We start from the raw sequence: 14865 nt of genomic DNA on the forward strand, positions 1-14865 counted from the left end.
CGTCTTGTCGTCTCTCCTCGGCCGGCCGCCCTTTCCGCCTCAGCTGGCGACGGCGGGGGCCGTGCGCTGGATCAGATCGGAGTCCCTGAGCAGCACGGTGAACCGTCCGCACACGTCGTCGAGGAAGGCGGGCAGGTCCCTCGGAGTCATGGGCCCGCACATGAAGTCCTCCAACTGCTGCTGTACGGACGCCAGTTCCTCGTGGGCTACGCCGCGGTCCCGCAGCATCACCAGCACCCTGCGGGCCGCGTCGATGCAGCGGAAGGGGCCGTACTGCTGCGGCTCGTCCAGGAGCCCGCGTCCGCTGCTCAGCAGATAGGCCGCCAACAGGAGGAGTTCTTCATCGACGGGCCAGGGTGTGGTTTCCCCAGAACTCATAGCTGACTACCTCGACTCGGTTTCGGCGTGGTGGTGATGCGAGCGGCCTCTTCGGGTACCCGACCGGCACCATGAGGAGGGGCTCCAGGTGTTCGGGCAGCCCCAACAGGGTGCGGGCGGCGTGCCGGCGGAAGCTCGCGGCGGGGCAGCCGCCCAGGCCGAGGGCGTGTGCGGCGAGCAGCAGGTTCTGCACGGCCATGGCGACGCACAGCAGTCCCTCGTCCCAGAACTCCCCGTCGTCCTTGACCGCTCGTGACCGGTCGAAGCAGGCCACGACGACGAGGGGCGGCGGCTCGATGATCCCCGGCGAGAAGGCCCTCAACAGCCTCAGGGTGCGCGGGTCCCGGACCGCGACGAAGGCCCACGCCTGCTTGTTCCCGCCAGTGGGGGCGGCCAGTATCGCGTCCAGGAGGCGGTCCAGTGCGTCGTCGTCGACGGGCTGGGCGGTGTACTGCCGCACCGCGCTGCGGGTCCGCAGCACCTGGACGAGGTCTGATGAGTTCCGCGTGGACAACCGCTTCCTCCCTGGACTCCGCTGACCGGGCACGCGGGAACGACCCGTTCCGGGGAGCGCGCCGAGGAGTTGAGTGGGGCGCCGTGGGGGGACGGCGTCCGGAGCAAGACTGTGGCACGCACGGGGAGCTCTGTGATCGGCCGCTGGTGATGTTCACCCGGGCGGGGGGCTAAGTCCTCTTTTCCGCACGGACCGCCCGCGCGGACCGCCTGCACGGAGCGCCCCGCGCGGACCCGCTGCGGGGGTGCGGCCTCTCACCCGGTGCCGCGCACATAGGCGAGGACCGCTCTGACCCTGCGGTGGTCGTCGGGGGCGGGCGGCAGGTCGAGCTTGAGGAAGATGTTCGCGATGTGCTTCGCCACGGCCGCCTCCGTCACGACGAGCGCCCTGGCCACCGCCGCGTTGGAGCGGCCCTCAGCGATCAGTGCGAGCACTTCCCGTTCGCGCCGGGTCAACCGGCCCAGCGGGTCGCGGCGGCGGGCCAGGAGTTGCCGGACGACCTCGGGATCGACGACGGTACCGCCGGCGGCGACCCTGGTGACCGCGTCCATGAACTCCTCGACGTCACCGATCCGGTCCTTGAGCAGGTAGCCGGTACCGGCACCGGCACGGGACCCGAGGAGTTCATCGGCGAAGGTCTGTTCGACGTACTGGCTGAGCACGAGCGCGGCGAGGGAGGGGCGCAGTCGGTGCAGGGTGCGTACCGCGCGCAGGCCCTCGTCGGTGTGGTCGGGGGGCATGCGGACGTCGGCGATCACCACGTCCGGCCGGTGCTCGGTGGCGGCGGCGACCAGGGACGGCCCGTCCCCGACGGCGGCCGCCACGGTGTGCCCGAAGCGTTCGAGGAGCCCGACGAGCCCTTCGCGCAGCAGCACCGCGTCCTCGGCGATCACGATCGTCAACCGGCTCATGCGCGGGCCTCCACCGGGATCTCGACGCGGACGAGGGTCGGTCCGCCGGTCGGGCTGGACAGCAGCATGCGTCCGTCGACGGCGGCCACCCGGTCCGCCAGTCCGACCAGTCCGGTGCCGCCGTCCGGCCGCGCACCGCCCCGACCGTCGTCGGACACCTCCATCACGAGTGCGCCGCGGGTGAGGCTCCCGGTCACCCGGCAACGCTGCGCCCCGCTGTGCCGGGCGACGTTGGTGAGCGCTTCGGAGACCGCGTAGTAGGCGGCGACCTCCACCGCGGTGGGCAGCCGCTGCGCCAGGTCGACGTCGAGGTCGACGGGGACGGGCGAGCGGCCCGCCACGTCCCGTACGGCGAACGGCAGTCCGCGCTCGCCGAGCACGTGCGGATGGACCCCGCGGATCACCTCCCGCAGTTCCTCCAGCGCCTCCTTGGCCATCCGGTGCGCCGCGGCGACCTCCCCGGCCGCCCGCGAGCCGGGCGGTAGGTCGAGTCCGGCGAGGCCGAGCTGCACGGTCAGCGCCACCAGTCGTTGTTGGGCGCCGTCGTGGAGGTCCCGTTCGATGCGGCGCCGCTCCGACTCGTAGGAGTGCGCCAGTCGGGCGCGGGAGCGGCGGACCTCCTGCAACTCCCCTTCGCGGGGCGTCAGTACGGCGCGTGCGACGGCGGCCCGCGCTCCCGCCCAGACGGTGACCGGGTAGGCGGCCACCGGCAGCAGCAGCGCACCGGCGACCGGGCCGGCGACCGCGGCCCACGGCGGGGCGGTGGGCTGGAGGGGCGCGGTGAGCAGCACCCCGGGGATGCCCGCCGCCACCAGGAGCAGCGCGAGGTCGGCCCATCCCACGGCGAGCACCGACACGGCTCCGTACCCGGTGGCGCGCCAGGGGTCCCGCGCCGGCGCGCCGTCCGGCGGTCGGTGGGCGTCGACGGTGACGATCCGCAGGCGCCAGCGCTCCAGCGGCCCGGACACGGCGGCCACGAAGGCGAGGACGGCGAGGGCCCCCGTCGCCGCCGCGACCGCTCCGATCCGCGACCAGGCGGCGGCCAGGCCGCCGACCGCGGTCCACGCGGCCACCCCGAGCAGTCCGCCCGGCAGGAGGTAGCCGAGGGACCGCCAGGGCCAGGAGGTCAGGAGGAAGCGCAGGGGCTGTCGGGTCAGCGCCTCCAGCGCGGTTCGTGGCATCACCCGTCGACGGTATCCAGGGGGGACGGGCGGGCGCAGTAGTGCCAGGTGGAGTGTGCGGACTAGTCCGGCTGCCCGTGTGCTTCGACCGGTGCGCGGCTTGACTCGACGCATGCTCACCACCGTTCCTCCATCGACGACGGCGCACCCCGTCGAACTGCGCGCGCTCACCCGGCACTTCGGTAGCGGGGAGGGCGCGGTGGCCGCGCTCGACTCGGTTGACCTGGCGTTCGCCCGGGGCACCCTGACCGCGGTCATGGGGCCCTCCGGCTCCGGCAAGTCGACGCTGCTGCACTGTGCGGCGGGCCTCGAACGACCCACTTCCGGGCGGGTCGTCCTCGACGGCACCGACCTCGCCGGGCTGGACGAGACGGGTCTGACCCTGTTGCGCCGCGACCGGATCGGCTTCGTCTTCCAGTCGTTCAACCTGGTGTCCGCGCTCACCGCGGAGCAGAACGTCGCCCTGCCCCTACGGCTGGCGGGACGTCGTCCCGATCCGGCCGTGATCGCCGCGGCACTCGACGAGGTGGGTCTGGCCCGGCGCGCCCGGCACCGGCCGAGTGGACTGTCCGGGGGCCAGCAGCAGCGGGTCGCCATCGCCCGGGCGCTGATCGGTGACCCGGCGGTGGTCTTCGCCGACGAGCCCACGGGCGCCCTCGACACCAGGACCTCCTGGCACGTCCTCACCCTGCTCCGTCGGCTGGTGGAGGAACGCAGCCAGACGATCGTCATGGTCACCCACGACCCGGTGGCCGCGTCCTTCGCCGACCGGGTGGTCTTCCTGGCGGACGGCAGGATCTCCGAGGAGCTGACCGCGCGCACGAGCGCCACGGTCATCGCGACCCGGACGGCGACGCTGGAGGCGGGCGCATGACGTTCCTGCTGGCCTCGCTGCGCGAACGGTGGACCGTGTTCGTCGGGGCGTTCGTGGCGCTCTGCCTGGGCGCTGCGATCTTCACGATGAGCGCCCTGGTCCTGTTGTCGGGCGGTGCCGGGGTGCCCGAGCGGTACGCGGCGGCCCCGGTCGTCGTCCACAGCGGCGCTGCGGACCCGGCGACCTTCCTGGAGGCGGCGCCGTTCGCACCGGCGGACACCGAGCGGCTGACCCGGCGGTTGGCCGCGCTCCCCGGGGTGCGGGCCGCGGTGCCCGACCGTTCCTTCGCCGCGCAGGCGCTCGACGGTGGGCGCCCGGTCGGTGAGCAGCGCCCGGGTGACCGGCTGGGCCACGGTTGGTCGAGCGCGGCCCTCGCCCCGTACCGGCTCGTGTCGGGCCGGGCTCCGCGGCAGGCCGACGAGGTGGTGGTGGACCGGTCGCTGGGGTTCGCGACCGGGCGGCGGATCACCCTGCTGACCGCGTCGGGACCCGGTGCGTTCAGGGTGTCCGGCACGGTCGCGGGGCCCGGCTACTACGTCACCGACGCCCGCGCCGCGGAACTGGCGGGCGGGGTGCGGGTCATCGGTCTGCGACTCCACGACCCGCATCCCGACCCCAGGACGGTGGCGGCGGTGGCTTCGGCGGCCGGGCGGGCGGTCGGCGGCACGGGGCGGGTGCTCCACGGGGCGGAACGGGAGGCCCTCGCCGCCGGTGCGGACGAGGAGGTCCGTTGGATCGGTGGGCAGGTCGTCACCGCGATGACAGCGCTGTCCGCGTTTGTCACGGTCTTCGTCGTGTCCTCGGCCTTCGCCTTCACCGTCGCCCGTCGGCGGCGCGAGTTCGGTCTGCTGCGCACGGTGGGCGCTTCGCCCCGACAGGTGCGACGCGCGGTGTACGGGGAGGGCCTGGCCATCGGCGCGGTGGCCTCCGGCGCAGGTGTCCTCATCGGTGCCCTGGGGGCGCCGGGCTTCGGTGCGGTGCTGGTCGACACGGGTTTCCAGCCGCGTGGCTTCGCCGTCGAAGGGCGGCCGTGGGTGGCGGCGCTGTCCTTCGTCGTGGGGGTCGCCGTGGCGTTCGCCGGTGTGTGGGCGGCTTCGCGCAGGGCCTCCCGCATCGGGCCGATGGAGGCGCTGCGCGAGGCGGCCGTGGACGACCGGCCGTTGCCGCCGGCGCGGCGGGCGGTCGGGCTGCTGTGCGTCGCGCTCGGGGTCGGCGCGGCGATCGCCAGTGCGGCGGTGGACCCCGGGGACATGATCGCGACGGCGCTGTTGACGGCCGCGGGGCTGATCACCGGAGTGGCGCTGCTGATGCCGGCGTTGGTTCCGCCGCTCGCCCGGCTGGCCACCCGTCCGCTGGCACGCCGACGGGGCGCCACGGGGATGCTGGTGCGTGCCTGGCTCCTCACGGCGGTGCGCCGGACCGCGTCGACGGTCGCACCGGTCCTCGCGACGGTCGCGTTCACGGTGCTGATCACGGCCAACACGGAGACGACGGCGCAGGCGTACGAACGTCGGGAGGCGGCCGCGGTGCGTGCCGAGGGCACCGTCGTTCCTGACGGAACGCCGGGGCTCACCGATGCGGAGGTCCGGCGGATCGAGGGATCGGCGATCCTCCCCACGTTGCTCCACGGCGGCCCCGCGCGATCGCCACTGAAGGCGATCGGCGTCGAACCGGGGCCGTACGCCGCGGTCCACGGCCCGGTCGGGACCGTCCACGGCGACCTGGCCGCGGTGTCGCAACCCGGCACGATGGCCGTCTCCCGGTCGGGGCTCGCCGCGCTGGGGGCCCGTGCGGGCGGTGGGGTGCCGGTCACCTTCGAGGACGGGTCCACCGAGTCGCTGCGGATCGTCGCGGTGGTGGAGGACCGTCACCTGCCGTACGGTGCGCTGCTGTCGCGGGCGCTGGTACGGGAGCACGACCCGTCCGCGCTGACCTCGGCCGTGCACCGCACCGGTGCGCCGCGGGCGGTGTCCGGCGGCCGGGAGATCTCCGTCGAGGAGTACGCGGGGCTGGCGGATGCGGAGGAGGACCGGTTGATCCGGGTGTTCACGGTGTTGTTGGTCGCCGTGTCCGCGGGGTACACCGGGATCGCCGTGGCGAGCACGTCGCTGATGTCCACCGCCGACCGCGCGGGCGACCTGCGGGTGTTGCGACGGTCCGGCGCGACCTCGCGCCAACTGTGCGGCGCCCTGGCCGTGGAGAGCGTGCTGGTGGTGCTGATCGGCACGGTGACGGGGGTGTTGGCGGCCCTGCCCTCGCTCCTGGGCATCCGGGCGGGGCTGAGCGGCACCCTCGGCGTTGCGGTGCCGCTCATCGTCCCCTGGGCGCCGGTGGGCGCCGCGGTGGGGGTGACGCTGTTCCTCGCACTGGCGGCGACGCTGCTCCCGGCCCGCCGGGTGATGCGTGGCTGACGGCGCCCGGGGCGTTCCGGTGTGCGGGGCGTTCCGGGGTGCGGGGTCGCGGTCCGGTGCGGCGCGGCACGGCGGTCAGTTCGTGGCGCGCGTCCGGTCGAGTGCGCTGCTGATGGCCTCGCGCACGCGGTCGTGCCGGGCGGCGAGTTGATGGCGCGGGTCGGCCCACCGGGCGCGCGGGTAGCTCCACACGGGGACGGTCACGTGCTCCTCGGGCTCCCATGCGTACCTCGGCCAGACGTGGGCGTGGAGGAAGGGGTCCTTGTTCCCCAGGATCTCCAGGTTGACCCGGCGGAACCCGGGGTCGAGGCTGCGGCACGCCCGCTCGACGGCCTCGCCCAGTTGGTCCATCGCGGAGAGGAACGCCAGCCGTGCGGGCCGCGGTAGGTCGGACAGTCGCTCCGCTCCGGGCACTTCGGTCAGGAGGACGCAGTATCCGGGGAGGAACTGCACGTCCCCGATGACCGCGAAGCCTCCGTCGAGGCGACGGAGCACGGTCGGGTTCTCCCCTCGGAGCGCGGCACCGACCCGGTCCCCACGCCAGTCTTCGCTCATGGCCCCAACCTACCTCCGCGGTCGGGGCCGACACCCCGGGCCGGTCGGGAGGGCACCAACCTCCCACCCGGCCCGGGGGCCGGTTGGTTGATCCGCGCGGTGCGCACCGCGCGGATCAACCAACCGGTGACGGCGTACGGGTCACTTCTTGCCGAACAGGCCGCCCTGGAACGTGGCCCAGTCGTACATCTGGTGCACCGCCTGACCCAGGATCGGGATGCTGATGTGCTCGAAGACGTCCTCCACCAGGTCTATGTCACCGGTGTTGTTGATCAGCGGGGCGTTGATGTTGATCAGGCCGCCCGAGCGGGGGGCCTGCTGGTCCTGGGCGTGGGCGGTGCCGCTCGTCAGAACGAGGGAGACACCGGCCGCCACGGTCGCCACAAAAGCCGCACAGCGAACACGACGGTTCATTCGCACTCCGATCTAGGGATCTCATTACTGTGGGAGTTCAGCCCAGGTCTCAACTGCCTTATGCACAAGAGGAGTTGAGAAGGATTCACCTGTGGGGGGCTGAGGTGAACGTCAGCCTGCCACCAGGTCAAGGAGAAGTAAAGTACCTGGCAGTAACAAAAATGATCATGTTTGGCCCGCCCGTTCAGCGGGCCTCGCCGTCCCCCGCAGCGCGGACGCACGCCCACGGACCCGCCTCCCGGGCGCTTCACCGACCAAGTTCCGCACCGCATGCTCGACTTGGCCCCTTGCGGCCGGGAGTACGGCCCGGAACACGGCCGGGCACGGGACTAGAGTGAGCGGGTGACCTCATCGCCGGAAGATCCGTCGCTCCCGATCAGCGAAGACGCACGCGAATCGGCCCTGCGGCGCCTCCAGGAGGGGTACGCCCAAGGCCACGTCCCGCACGAGGAGATGGACGGACGCCTCCACCAGGTCCTCACCGCCACCACGCACGGCGAGATCGTGTCGGCGCTGGACTCGCTCCCGGCGGAGGTGAACACCACCGCCACGATCTCCGCCGCAAGCGGGCGGATCCGGCGACGCGGCGCCTGGCGGGTGCCCCGGACCCTCAAGGTCGAGTCGGCGTTCGGCACGGTGCGGCTGGACCTGTCCCGGGCGCTCATCGAGCATCCGGTGGTCGACATCGAGCTGCAACTCGGCACCGGCGGGGCCAGGATCACCGTGCCCCGTGACGCCGTCGTGGACGTCGACGACCTGCGCACCGGCTGGAAGCCACTGCGCTACGCGGCCCGACGGCAACCCCGTCCCGGCGGGCCGAAGATCCGGATCTCGGGGGCCGTGGGCTACGGACGGCTGAAGATCCGTCACGCCCGACGCTGAGGTCCGGGGTGGGCAGCAAGGCAGGGAGTACCCGGTGAAGGTCTCGGGTGGTTCACGGGGGGGGCTTCGGCGCGAGGGAGTGAGCCGTGAGGTCAGGCGCGTCGCGTCAGTCGAGTCGGGGCGGGGTCGCCGCCCCGGGTCATCGTGCGCTCCCGTCGACCGCTGCCGCGGCGCGGGCCGTGCTCGTACGTGCGGAACGCGGCCCAACAGATCCAGAGCGCGAGGGTGAACACCGGGAGCCACACCACCCGGGCGAGCACCCAACCGGTGTCATCGGGCACGGTGTGCAGACCGGGTAGCGGCACCCCGCTGAACAGCCCCAGGGTGGTCACGGTGATCATTGCCGTCTGGTGCCAGAGGAACAGGGTCATCGCCGAGAGGTTCACCAGCGCCACGACCGCCCAGACCGCGGGCCGGACGAGGAGCCGCCGCAGCGGGCCCAGCAGGAGGAGGGCGGCGCCGCACTGGGCGAGGCCGAAGGTGACCACCGCCAGGGTGGGCGGGTCCAGGTTGGAGACGGGCTGCCCGGGCACTCCCACCATCGACGCGGGGTAGCCGCCCCAGCGGACGAGCGCGGCGGTGACCGCAGCCCCGCCGAGCAGCAGTGTCCAGCCGATCGGCCGCATGTGCCGTCCGCCCTGGGCCCAGGTGGCGCCGAGGCAGTAGGGGACCAGCCACGCCGCCAGTACGTTGGTCGAGCCGAGCCACTCGGGCCCGTTCAGGCCCAAGCGGATCAGGTCGATGTGCAGCACCACCGTGAGCGGCCACAGCGGGTGCAGTCTCACCACCAGGGGCGTCGCCGCCGTCAGGGCCGCGAAGACGAGCAGGAACCAGAGGGGGGACAGCACGCGTTTGCCCAGGGTGTACAGCGTCGTCCCGTCCACGCCCGAGGCGAGCATCACGATCACGGCGAGCGTCCACACGACCAGCACCACGGCGACCGGGCGGAAGAGTCGCAGCAGCCGGATGCCGAGCCAACTCCCGTACGTCGTGCCCCTCGACCGGGCAGCGAGGTAGCTCTTGGTGCCCACCTGTCCGCCCACCAGGAAGAAGACCGCGAGTGTCTGGAACGCCCAGGAGACCGGAGTGAACCGGGGCAGGTGCCCGAGCGGGCTGTCACCGCGCAGGACCCCGCTGTCGACGACCAGCGCGGTCACCAGCCAGTGGCCGAGCACCACGCCGAGGATGGCCAGGGCCCGTAAGGCGTCCACGGCACGGTCGCGATCGGCGGGGGTGGCCGCGTCGATGCGGCGGATCAGTTCACGCACGACGGTTCCCCCCGGAACGTTCGGCCGCGCCCCTGCCCGGGCCGGCGCCCGTGTCCGTGTCCGCGCTCGTGTCCGTGTCCGTGTGCGTCGCTTCGCCGGCGACGATCCGGGCGATGTTGCGCAGGGGCAGCGAGCCGGGCTTCAAGTACTCGCTGTGTTGGCCGTGACCCGCGCTGAAGGTCCGGGCACCGAACTCCGGGGAGACGGGGTCGGCGCCGAATCCGAAGGTGACGAAGGGGAGTCTCAGGCGCCGGTGCGGGATGTCCACGGTCCAGTCGCCGCTGCTCCGGCCCGCCCATACGGTGGCTTCGGTACGGAGCGCGGCTGCGCTGTCGTAGCCGGTTCCCGGGCTGCCGTAGAGCACGATGTCCGCGATCCGCACCCGGGAGGCGGCGCCGGCACAGACCACGGTGCCGTAGGAGTGGCACACCAGGGACGTACGCGCGGCGGGCTTCACCCGCGTCAGCTCCGCTACCAGAGCGCGTAGGTCGGGCACGGCCCGCGCGGCCCGTCGGGCCGTGGCCACCGACAGGCTCACCGCCTCCGGGGTCCGGTAGCCGAGCCAGGCCACGACTGCGGACCGGTCGCCCAAGCTGCGGCGCAGCGCGCCGGCGTCGTTCCGCAGTCGCCCGTAGTGGTCGACGCTGGTGCCCGCGCCGGGCACCAGCACGGCTATCCGGTCGGCCCGGGCGAGGTCGCCCATCACCTCGACGGCCCGGCCGCCGTTGCGGCCGTCGAAGGAGAGGAGTTGTCGGGCGGGGGCCGCCAGTGTGCGCAGGGCCTCGGCTCGTTGGGTGTCGCCGTGCTCCTCGGCCGTTCGCGCGGCGGCCACCAGGTCCTTGCGGGTCCCGGCGTAGCGTTCGGCCAGGGCCTCGGGGGTCGCCGCGCGGAGCGGGCCGTGGACGGTCGGTGCGGGGGCCGGCACGTCCGCCGGGCGGGCCGCGCCGGATATCGGGACGGCCACCGACGCGGTGACCAGCGCAGCGAGCGCGACGCGGCGCAACCGGCTCAAGCTGAGGCGGCTCGTGCGAGGACCGCTCGTGCGGGAGTGAGTGGCGAGGGAGTGAGTGGCGAGGGAGTGAGTGGCGAGGGGGTGAGTGGCAAGGGGGCGGCTGGTGCGGGGGCGGCTCGTGCGGGAGCGGGAGGGCATGGCAGATGGGCTTCCTATCGAACCGGGGATCCGTGGTGCGGTGGCTCTGTGAAGCTACGGACCGCCCGTCGTCGTCCGCGTCCCGCCGGGGGGTGACCTTCCAACTAGCTCTGGAGTACTACCCGTAGGGGGTCGGCGACCGCCCCGTCCGTCGCTGGCCGTGGGCTCGGAGGAGGACAACACGAACGCCCCCGGGAGCGTCGGTTCGCTTCCGGGGGCGTTCGGCAGGGAGGTCAGACCACGTTGACGCGTGCCTCGGACACGGCGGCGGCCAGGTCGTCGAGCACCTTGGTGAAGCGCTGGTACGTGAAGGGCGTCTCGGTCTGCCAGTCGATGACCTGCCCGGCCTTCACCGCGCGGCTGGCCCGCCATGTCGGGTACGCGTCCATCTGCCGGTGGGTCAGGCCGCCTTCGGGGCGGGCGTCCTCCAGGAGGAGGTCGGCTTGGTAGCGGCCCGCCTGCTCCCAGCTGAGTGCTTCGAAGCCGGCCTCGGGCTTCTTCGGCTTGACGACGTCGAGACCGAGCTGTTGGAAGTACTTGACGTCGCCGTGGAAGGCGGGGTCGGCGACGAAGAAGTTGGCCTTGGTCCCGGACACGACCGCGACGGAGAGGCCCTTCTTCGCCTCGGCCGCCTTGGTGACCGCCGCGGCGGCGGTCTCGAACTGCGCCTTCGCCTTCTTGATCTCAGCGCTGTCGGGGTCGGCGCCCAGGGCCGCCGCCAGCTCGCCGAAGCGCTTGACCGCGTCCGGCACGGCCACGCCCATCAGTTGGATGACCGCGATCGGCGCGATCTCCTCGACCTTCTTGATGACGTCCTCGGGGATGTACCAGACCGTCGGGCCGTAGGCGATGGTGACGATCAGCTCCGGCTTGAGGGATATCAGCTTCTCCATCTGGAACTCGCCGAAGGCCGTGCCGACCGAGGTGGTCTCGGCGAGGTCCACGTTCCCGATCTGCGGGCTGGGCTTGCCGTCGGCGGCCTTCTGCGGGCCGAAGATGCCGACCGGGCGCACGCCGAAGTCCCAGAGCGCGGCGGCGGGATGGGACTGGGCGACGACGCGTTCCGGGCGCCGGGGTAGTTCGATCTTCTTGCCCCGGTCGTCCGTGAAGCTCCACGGGCCGCTCCCCTTCGCACCGTCGGAGCCGGAACCACCGCTGCTCCGGGCGTCCTTCGGGTCGTCCGCACCGCAGGCCGCCAGCAGCGGCGCGGTGGCGACCAGTGCGCTGAGGGCGAGGAACCGGCGGCGGTCCGGCCGGACGTCCGTGAACGGGGAGTGGGCACGGGAGTGGTGGCGGGGCATGGGTGTGTCCTTCCGGGCTGCGGTCACCCGCAGGGTGGTGTCTGAGGGTGCACGGGTGGTGGCGGGGCGAGGGTCAGCGGTTCGTGGCCGTCGCCCTGCGGTCGGGGGCGACGGCGTGGTGCCGGCCGAACGGGATGATGTGCGGGCCGCCGCCGGCCGGGTCCTCGATGACGGTGCAACTGAGTCCGAAGACCTCGGCGATCAGGTGTTGGCTGACCACGGCGGCGGGAGCGCCTTCCGCGACGATCCGTCCCTCCTTCAGGGCGATGACGTGATCGGCGTAGCGGCAGGCGTGGTTGAGGTCGTGCAGCACCAGGACGATGGTGCGGCCCTGGTCGCGGTTGAGGTCGACGGCCAGGTCCAGGATGTCGATCTGGTGGGCGAGGTCGAGGTGGTTGGTGGGTTCGTCGAGGAGCAGGACGGGGGTGTCCTGGGCCAGGGCCATGGCGATCCACGCGCGCTGGCGCTGCCCTCCGGACAGCTCGTCCACGCTGCGTTCCGCCTGTTCGGTGAGTCCGGTGGCGGACAGGGCCGCGTACACGGCCCGTTCGTCCTCGGGTGACCATTGGCGCCACCAGGACTGGTGCGGGCTGCGTCCGCGCTTCACCAGGTCCAGTACGGTGATGCCCTCCGGGGCGACCGGTGACTGCGGCAACATGCCGAGCCGGCGGGCGAGTTCCTTGCCGCGCAGGGAGTGGATGAGCTGACCGTCCAGGTAGACGGCGCCCCGTCGGGGTGCGAGCAGCCGGGACAGCCCCTTCAGCAACGTCGACTTGCCGCAGGCGTTCGCGCCGATCACGGCGGTGATCCGACCCGCGGGTATCGCCACGTCGAGGTCGTCGACCACGCTGCGGCCTTCGTACGCGAGGGTGAGGCCCTCCGCTGTCAGCCCCTTCGGTCGTGGGTCCACGGGTCAGCCTCCCGATCCGGTGCGGTTGGACCTGCTGAGCAGCCAGAGCAGGCAGGGGGCGCCGAGCACGCCGGTCACCACGCCCACCGGCAGTTCGGTGCCCGGCAGGATGTGTCGTCCCACCACGTCCCCGGCGAGCACCACGAGGGAGCCGACCAGGGCCGACGGGAGTAGCGAGGGGCCCGGGGGGCCCGTGAGCCGTAGCGCGATCTGGGGGGCGATCAGGGCGACGAACGCGACCGGACCGGCCGCCGCCGTGGCGAACGAGGCCAGCGCGGCTCCGACGACGAGCAGGGCGATGCGTGCGGTCTGCACCGGCAGGCCGAGGGACCGGGCGGTCTCGTCGCCGAGTTGCAGGCCGCTGAGCCAGGGCGCCAGCAGCAGGACGCAGGGCAGCAGCACCGCCAGGGCGAGGGCCAGTGGACGCACGTGCTCCCAGTCGCGGGCGTTGAGGCTGCCGGTGAGCCACATCAGGGCTTGCTGGGCCTGGTAGACGCCCGCCTTCAGCAGGAGGTAGCTGGTCGCGCTGGTGCACAGGGCGGCGACGCCGATGCCGACGAGCACGATGCGGTAGCCCGTGGTGCCGGACTTCCAGGCGAGTGCGTAGATCAGTGCCGCGGCGGCGAGGCCCCCGGTCAGCGCGAACGTCGGCAGTGCGATCCCGCTGCCGACGCCGAGCAGCATTCCGGCGGTGGCGGCCGTTCCGGCGCCCGCGGAGATCCCGATGACGTCGGGACTGGCCAGCGGGTTGCGGGTGAGGTTCTGGAAGACGGCGCCGGCGAGCCCGAAGGCGGCTCCGCACAGCAGCCCGACCAGCGCCCGGGGCAGTCGGAGCCCTTGAATCACCAGTTCGGTCGCGGGGTCGGCGTCACCGAAGAGGCTGCGCACCACGTCGGCGAGCGGCAGGTCCAGTTCGCCGAGGGCGAGGGAGACGACGAAGGCCAGGGCGACCGCAGCGACGAGCAGGAGGCTGACGAGGGTGCCGCGCGGGCGGATGATCCAGGAGGCGCGGGTCCGGGGCACCCGCAGGACCAGGCCGCCGGCGGGCCGGGCGGCCTCCTCGACGGGAGGGGCGGTGGGAGTGGTGGTCATGGTTCAGGACTCCCGCAGCCGGCGGCGGCGCACCGACAGGATGAAGAACGGGGCGCCCACGGCCGTCACCACGATGCCGACGTGGAGTTCGTCGGGGCGGGCGATGAGACGGCCCACGAGGTCGGCGGCGAGGAGCAGGGCGGGCCCGAGCAGCGCCGAGTAGGCGACGATCCAACGGTGGTCGGGGCCGGTGAGCAGACGGGCGATCTGCGGGATCACCAGGCCGACGAAGGCGATCGGTCCGCAGAGCGCGACCGCGCTGGCGGTGAGGAGCGTGATGGCGGCGGCCCCGCGGACGCGGACCAGGCCCACGTTCTGGCCGAGGGAGGTCGCGACGCCGTCGCCGAGGGCGAGCTTGTTGAGGGCGGGCGCGGTGAGGGCGGCGAGCAGGAGGCCCGCTCCGAGGAAGGGCAGCAGGTCGACGAGGAGCCCCGCGGGTTGGCCGATGAGCGAGCCGACGGCCCAGAACCGGAAGTCGCCGAGGGCAGCCGCGTCGAACAACAGCACGGCGTTGACCAGGGATTGGAGCAGCGCGGAGACGGCTGCGCCGGCGAGGGCGAGTTTGGCGGGGGTGGCACCGCCGCGGCCGGCGCCGCCGAGGGCGTAGACGAGGACCGTCGCGAGGAGGGCTCCGGCGAACGCGAACCAGAGGTAGCCGTGGACGGCCGTGATGCCGAGCAGTCCGGTGGTCACGACGACGCCGAGGGAGGCGCCGGCGGTCACTCCGAGCAGTCCGGGGTCGGCGAGCGGGTTGCGGGTGAGCCCCTGCATCAGTGCGCCCGCCGTGCCGAGGGCGGCTCCGACGACGAGGCCGAACAGGGTGCGCGGTACGCGCATGTCGTGGACGATGCCCGACTCTTCGGAGCCGTCGGGGTGGAGCAGGAGGTCGAGGACGCGGTCCGCGGCGATCCACTTGGTGCCGAGGGCGAGGGAGGCGAGGCAGAGCAGCAGCAGGAGGAGCAGGCAGAGGGGGACGGCCGCGTAGTGCGGGAGGGGCCTCAGGGTCAACCGGGACCACCGCGAC

Annotated in this window: 15 protein-coding genes; 3 read left to right on the forward strand and 12 right to left on the reverse strand. The window is 73.1% G+C overall.

All coding sequences use genetic code 11. The features are described from left to right. Nucleotides 1–39 precede the first annotated feature (39 nt). The 4 genes from ACFYOU_RS24795 to ACFYOU_RS24810 all read right to left on the reverse strand — a co-directional run bounded on the left by ACFYOU_RS24795 (nucleotide 40) and on the right by ACFYOU_RS24810 (nucleotide 2984). Nucleotides 40–378, reverse strand: a complete 339-nt coding sequence (locus tag ACFYOU_RS24795) for a DUF6092 family protein (RefSeq protein WP_389771834.1) — start codon at nucleotides 376–378, stop codon at nucleotides 40–42. Then, nucleotides 341–892, reverse strand: a complete 552-nt coding sequence (locus ACFYOU_RS24800) for a nitroreductase family protein (RefSeq protein WP_391308578.1) — start codon at nucleotides 890–892, stop codon at nucleotides 341–343. Before ACFYOU_RS24800 ends, ACFYOU_RS24795 begins: the two co-directional genes overlap by 38 nt. 254 nt (nucleotides 893–1146) lie before the next feature. Next, nucleotides 1147–1803 (reverse strand): response regulator, encoded by a 657-nt coding sequence (locus ACFYOU_RS24805; protein WP_389771839.1) that lies wholly within the window; start codon nucleotides 1801–1803, stop codon nucleotides 1147–1149. Beyond that, entirely contained in the window at nucleotides 1800–2984 is a 1185-nt protein-coding gene (locus ACFYOU_RS24810; RefSeq protein ID WP_391308665.1) for a histidine kinase, read from the reverse strand. Before ACFYOU_RS24810 ends, ACFYOU_RS24805 begins: the two co-directional genes overlap by 4 nt. A gap of 112 nt (nucleotides 2985–3096) precedes the next feature. Here ACFYOU_RS24810 and ACFYOU_RS24815 point away from each other — a divergent pair, with 112 nt between their 5' ends. After that, entirely contained in the window at nucleotides 3097–3858 is a 762-nt protein-coding gene (locus tag ACFYOU_RS24815; protein ID WP_391308581.1) for an ATP-binding cassette domain-containing protein, read from the forward strand. After that, the gene (locus ACFYOU_RS24820) at nucleotides 3855–6269 is read left to right on the forward strand and encodes an FtsX-like permease family protein (RefSeq protein WP_391308583.1); all 2415 of its coding nucleotides are present in this window, start codon (nucleotides 3855–3857) and stop codon (nucleotides 6267–6269) included. The genes ACFYOU_RS24815 and ACFYOU_RS24820 overlap by 4 nt, the downstream gene beginning before the upstream one ends. 75 nt (nucleotides 6270–6344) lie before the next feature. Here the strand turns inward: ACFYOU_RS24820 and ACFYOU_RS24825 are convergent, their stop codons facing one another. Together ACFYOU_RS24825 and ACFYOU_RS24830 are read right to left on the reverse strand one after the other, a co-directional pair. Continuing rightward, a complete protein-coding gene (locus ACFYOU_RS24825; RefSeq protein ID WP_391308585.1) occupies nucleotides 6345–6824 on the reverse strand; it encodes an HIT family protein in 480 nt (159 codons plus the stop codon). A 141-nt stretch (nucleotides 6825–6965) separates the two neighbouring features. Beyond that, entirely contained in the window at nucleotides 6966–7238 is a 273-nt protein-coding gene (locus ACFYOU_RS24830) for a hypothetical protein (protein ID WP_385490335.1), read from the reverse strand. 342 nt (nucleotides 7239–7580) lie between these two features. Here ACFYOU_RS24830 and ACFYOU_RS24835 point away from each other — a divergent pair, with 342 nt between their 5' ends. Beyond that, the gene (locus ACFYOU_RS24835) at nucleotides 7581–8120 is read left to right on the forward strand and encodes a DUF1707 domain-containing protein (protein ID WP_391308587.1); all 540 of its coding nucleotides are present in this window, start codon (nucleotides 7581–7583) and stop codon (nucleotides 8118–8120) included. A gap of 92 nt (nucleotides 8121–8212) precedes the next feature. On the opposite strand, the gene ACFYOU_RS24840 is transcribed toward ACFYOU_RS24835, so the two are convergent. The 6 genes from ACFYOU_RS24840 to ACFYOU_RS24865 form a co-directional block, all read right to left on the reverse strand. Further along, a complete protein-coding gene (locus tag ACFYOU_RS24840) occupies nucleotides 8213–9388 on the reverse strand; it encodes an acyltransferase family protein (RefSeq protein ID WP_391308589.1) in 1176 nt (391 codons plus the stop codon). Further along, complete coding sequence (locus ACFYOU_RS24845) at nucleotides 9381–10400, reverse strand: alpha/beta hydrolase (RefSeq protein WP_391308591.1); 1020 nt, start codon at nucleotides 10398–10400, stop codon at nucleotides 9381–9383. Before ACFYOU_RS24845 ends, ACFYOU_RS24840 begins: the two co-directional genes overlap by 8 nt. Nucleotides 10401–10771: 371 nt before the next feature. After that, nucleotides 10772–11839 (reverse strand): ABC transporter substrate-binding protein, encoded by a 1068-nt coding sequence (locus ACFYOU_RS24850; RefSeq protein WP_391308593.1) that lies wholly within the window; start codon nucleotides 11837–11839, stop codon nucleotides 10772–10774. A gap of 73 nt (nucleotides 11840–11912) precedes the next feature. Continuing rightward, nucleotides 11913–12749 (reverse strand): ATP-binding cassette domain-containing protein, encoded by an 837-nt coding sequence (locus ACFYOU_RS24855; protein WP_391308595.1) that lies wholly within the window; start codon nucleotides 12747–12749, stop codon nucleotides 11913–11915. A gap of 3 nt (nucleotides 12750–12752) precedes the next feature. Continuing rightward, nucleotides 12753–13841, reverse strand: a complete 1089-nt coding sequence (locus ACFYOU_RS24860) for an iron chelate uptake ABC transporter family permease subunit (RefSeq protein ID WP_391308597.1) — start codon at nucleotides 13839–13841, stop codon at nucleotides 12753–12755. A 3-nt stretch (nucleotides 13842–13844) separates the two neighbouring features. Then, the gene (locus tag ACFYOU_RS24865; RefSeq protein ID WP_391308599.1) at nucleotides 13845–14849 is read right to left on the reverse strand and encodes an iron chelate uptake ABC transporter family permease subunit; all 1005 of its coding nucleotides are present in this window, start codon (nucleotides 14847–14849) and stop codon (nucleotides 13845–13847) included. Nucleotides 14850–14865 lie beyond the last annotated feature (16 nt).

The sequence above is a fragment of the Streptomyces sp. NPDC005955 genome (assembly GCF_042871255.1).
Classification (GTDB): Bacteria; Actinomycetota; Actinomycetes; order Streptomycetales; family Streptomycetaceae; genus Streptomyces.

Excerpts from the sequence above, each read along its gene's own strand:
- ACFYOU_RS24795 (WP_389771834.1), bottom strand. The coding sequence starts at position 378 with ATGAGTTCTGGGGAAACCACACCCTGGCCCGTCGATGAAGAACTCCTC.
- ACFYOU_RS24805 (WP_389771839.1), bottom strand. The coding sequence starts at position 1,803 with ATGAGCCGGTTGACGATCGTGATCGCCGAGGACGCGGTGCTGCTGCGC.
- ACFYOU_RS24810 (WP_391308665.1), bottom strand. The coding sequence starts at position 2,984 with ATGCCACGAACCGCGCTGGAGGCGCTGACCCGACAGCCCCTGCGCTTC.
- ACFYOU_RS24815 (WP_391308581.1), top strand. The coding sequence starts at position 3,097 with ATGCTCACCACCGTTCCTCCATCGACGACGGCGCACCCCGTCGAACTG.
- ACFYOU_RS24820 (WP_391308583.1), top strand. The coding sequence starts at position 3,855 with ATGACGTTCCTGCTGGCCTCGCTGCGCGAACGGTGGACCGTGTTCGTC.
- ACFYOU_RS24825 (WP_391308585.1), bottom strand. The coding sequence starts at position 6,824 with ATGAGCGAAGACTGGCGTGGGGACCGGGTCGGTGCCGCGCTCCGAGGG.
- ACFYOU_RS24830 (WP_385490335.1), bottom strand. The coding sequence starts at position 7,238 with ATGAACCGTCGTGTTCGCTGTGCGGCTTTTGTGGCGACCGTGGCGGCC.
- ACFYOU_RS24850 (WP_391308593.1), bottom strand. The coding sequence starts at position 11,839 with ATGCCCCGCCACCACTCCCGTGCCCACTCCCCGTTCACGGACGTCCGG.
- ACFYOU_RS24860 (WP_391308597.1), bottom strand. The coding sequence starts at position 13,841 with ATGACCACCACTCCCACCGCCCCTCCCGTCGAGGAGGCCGCCCGGCCC.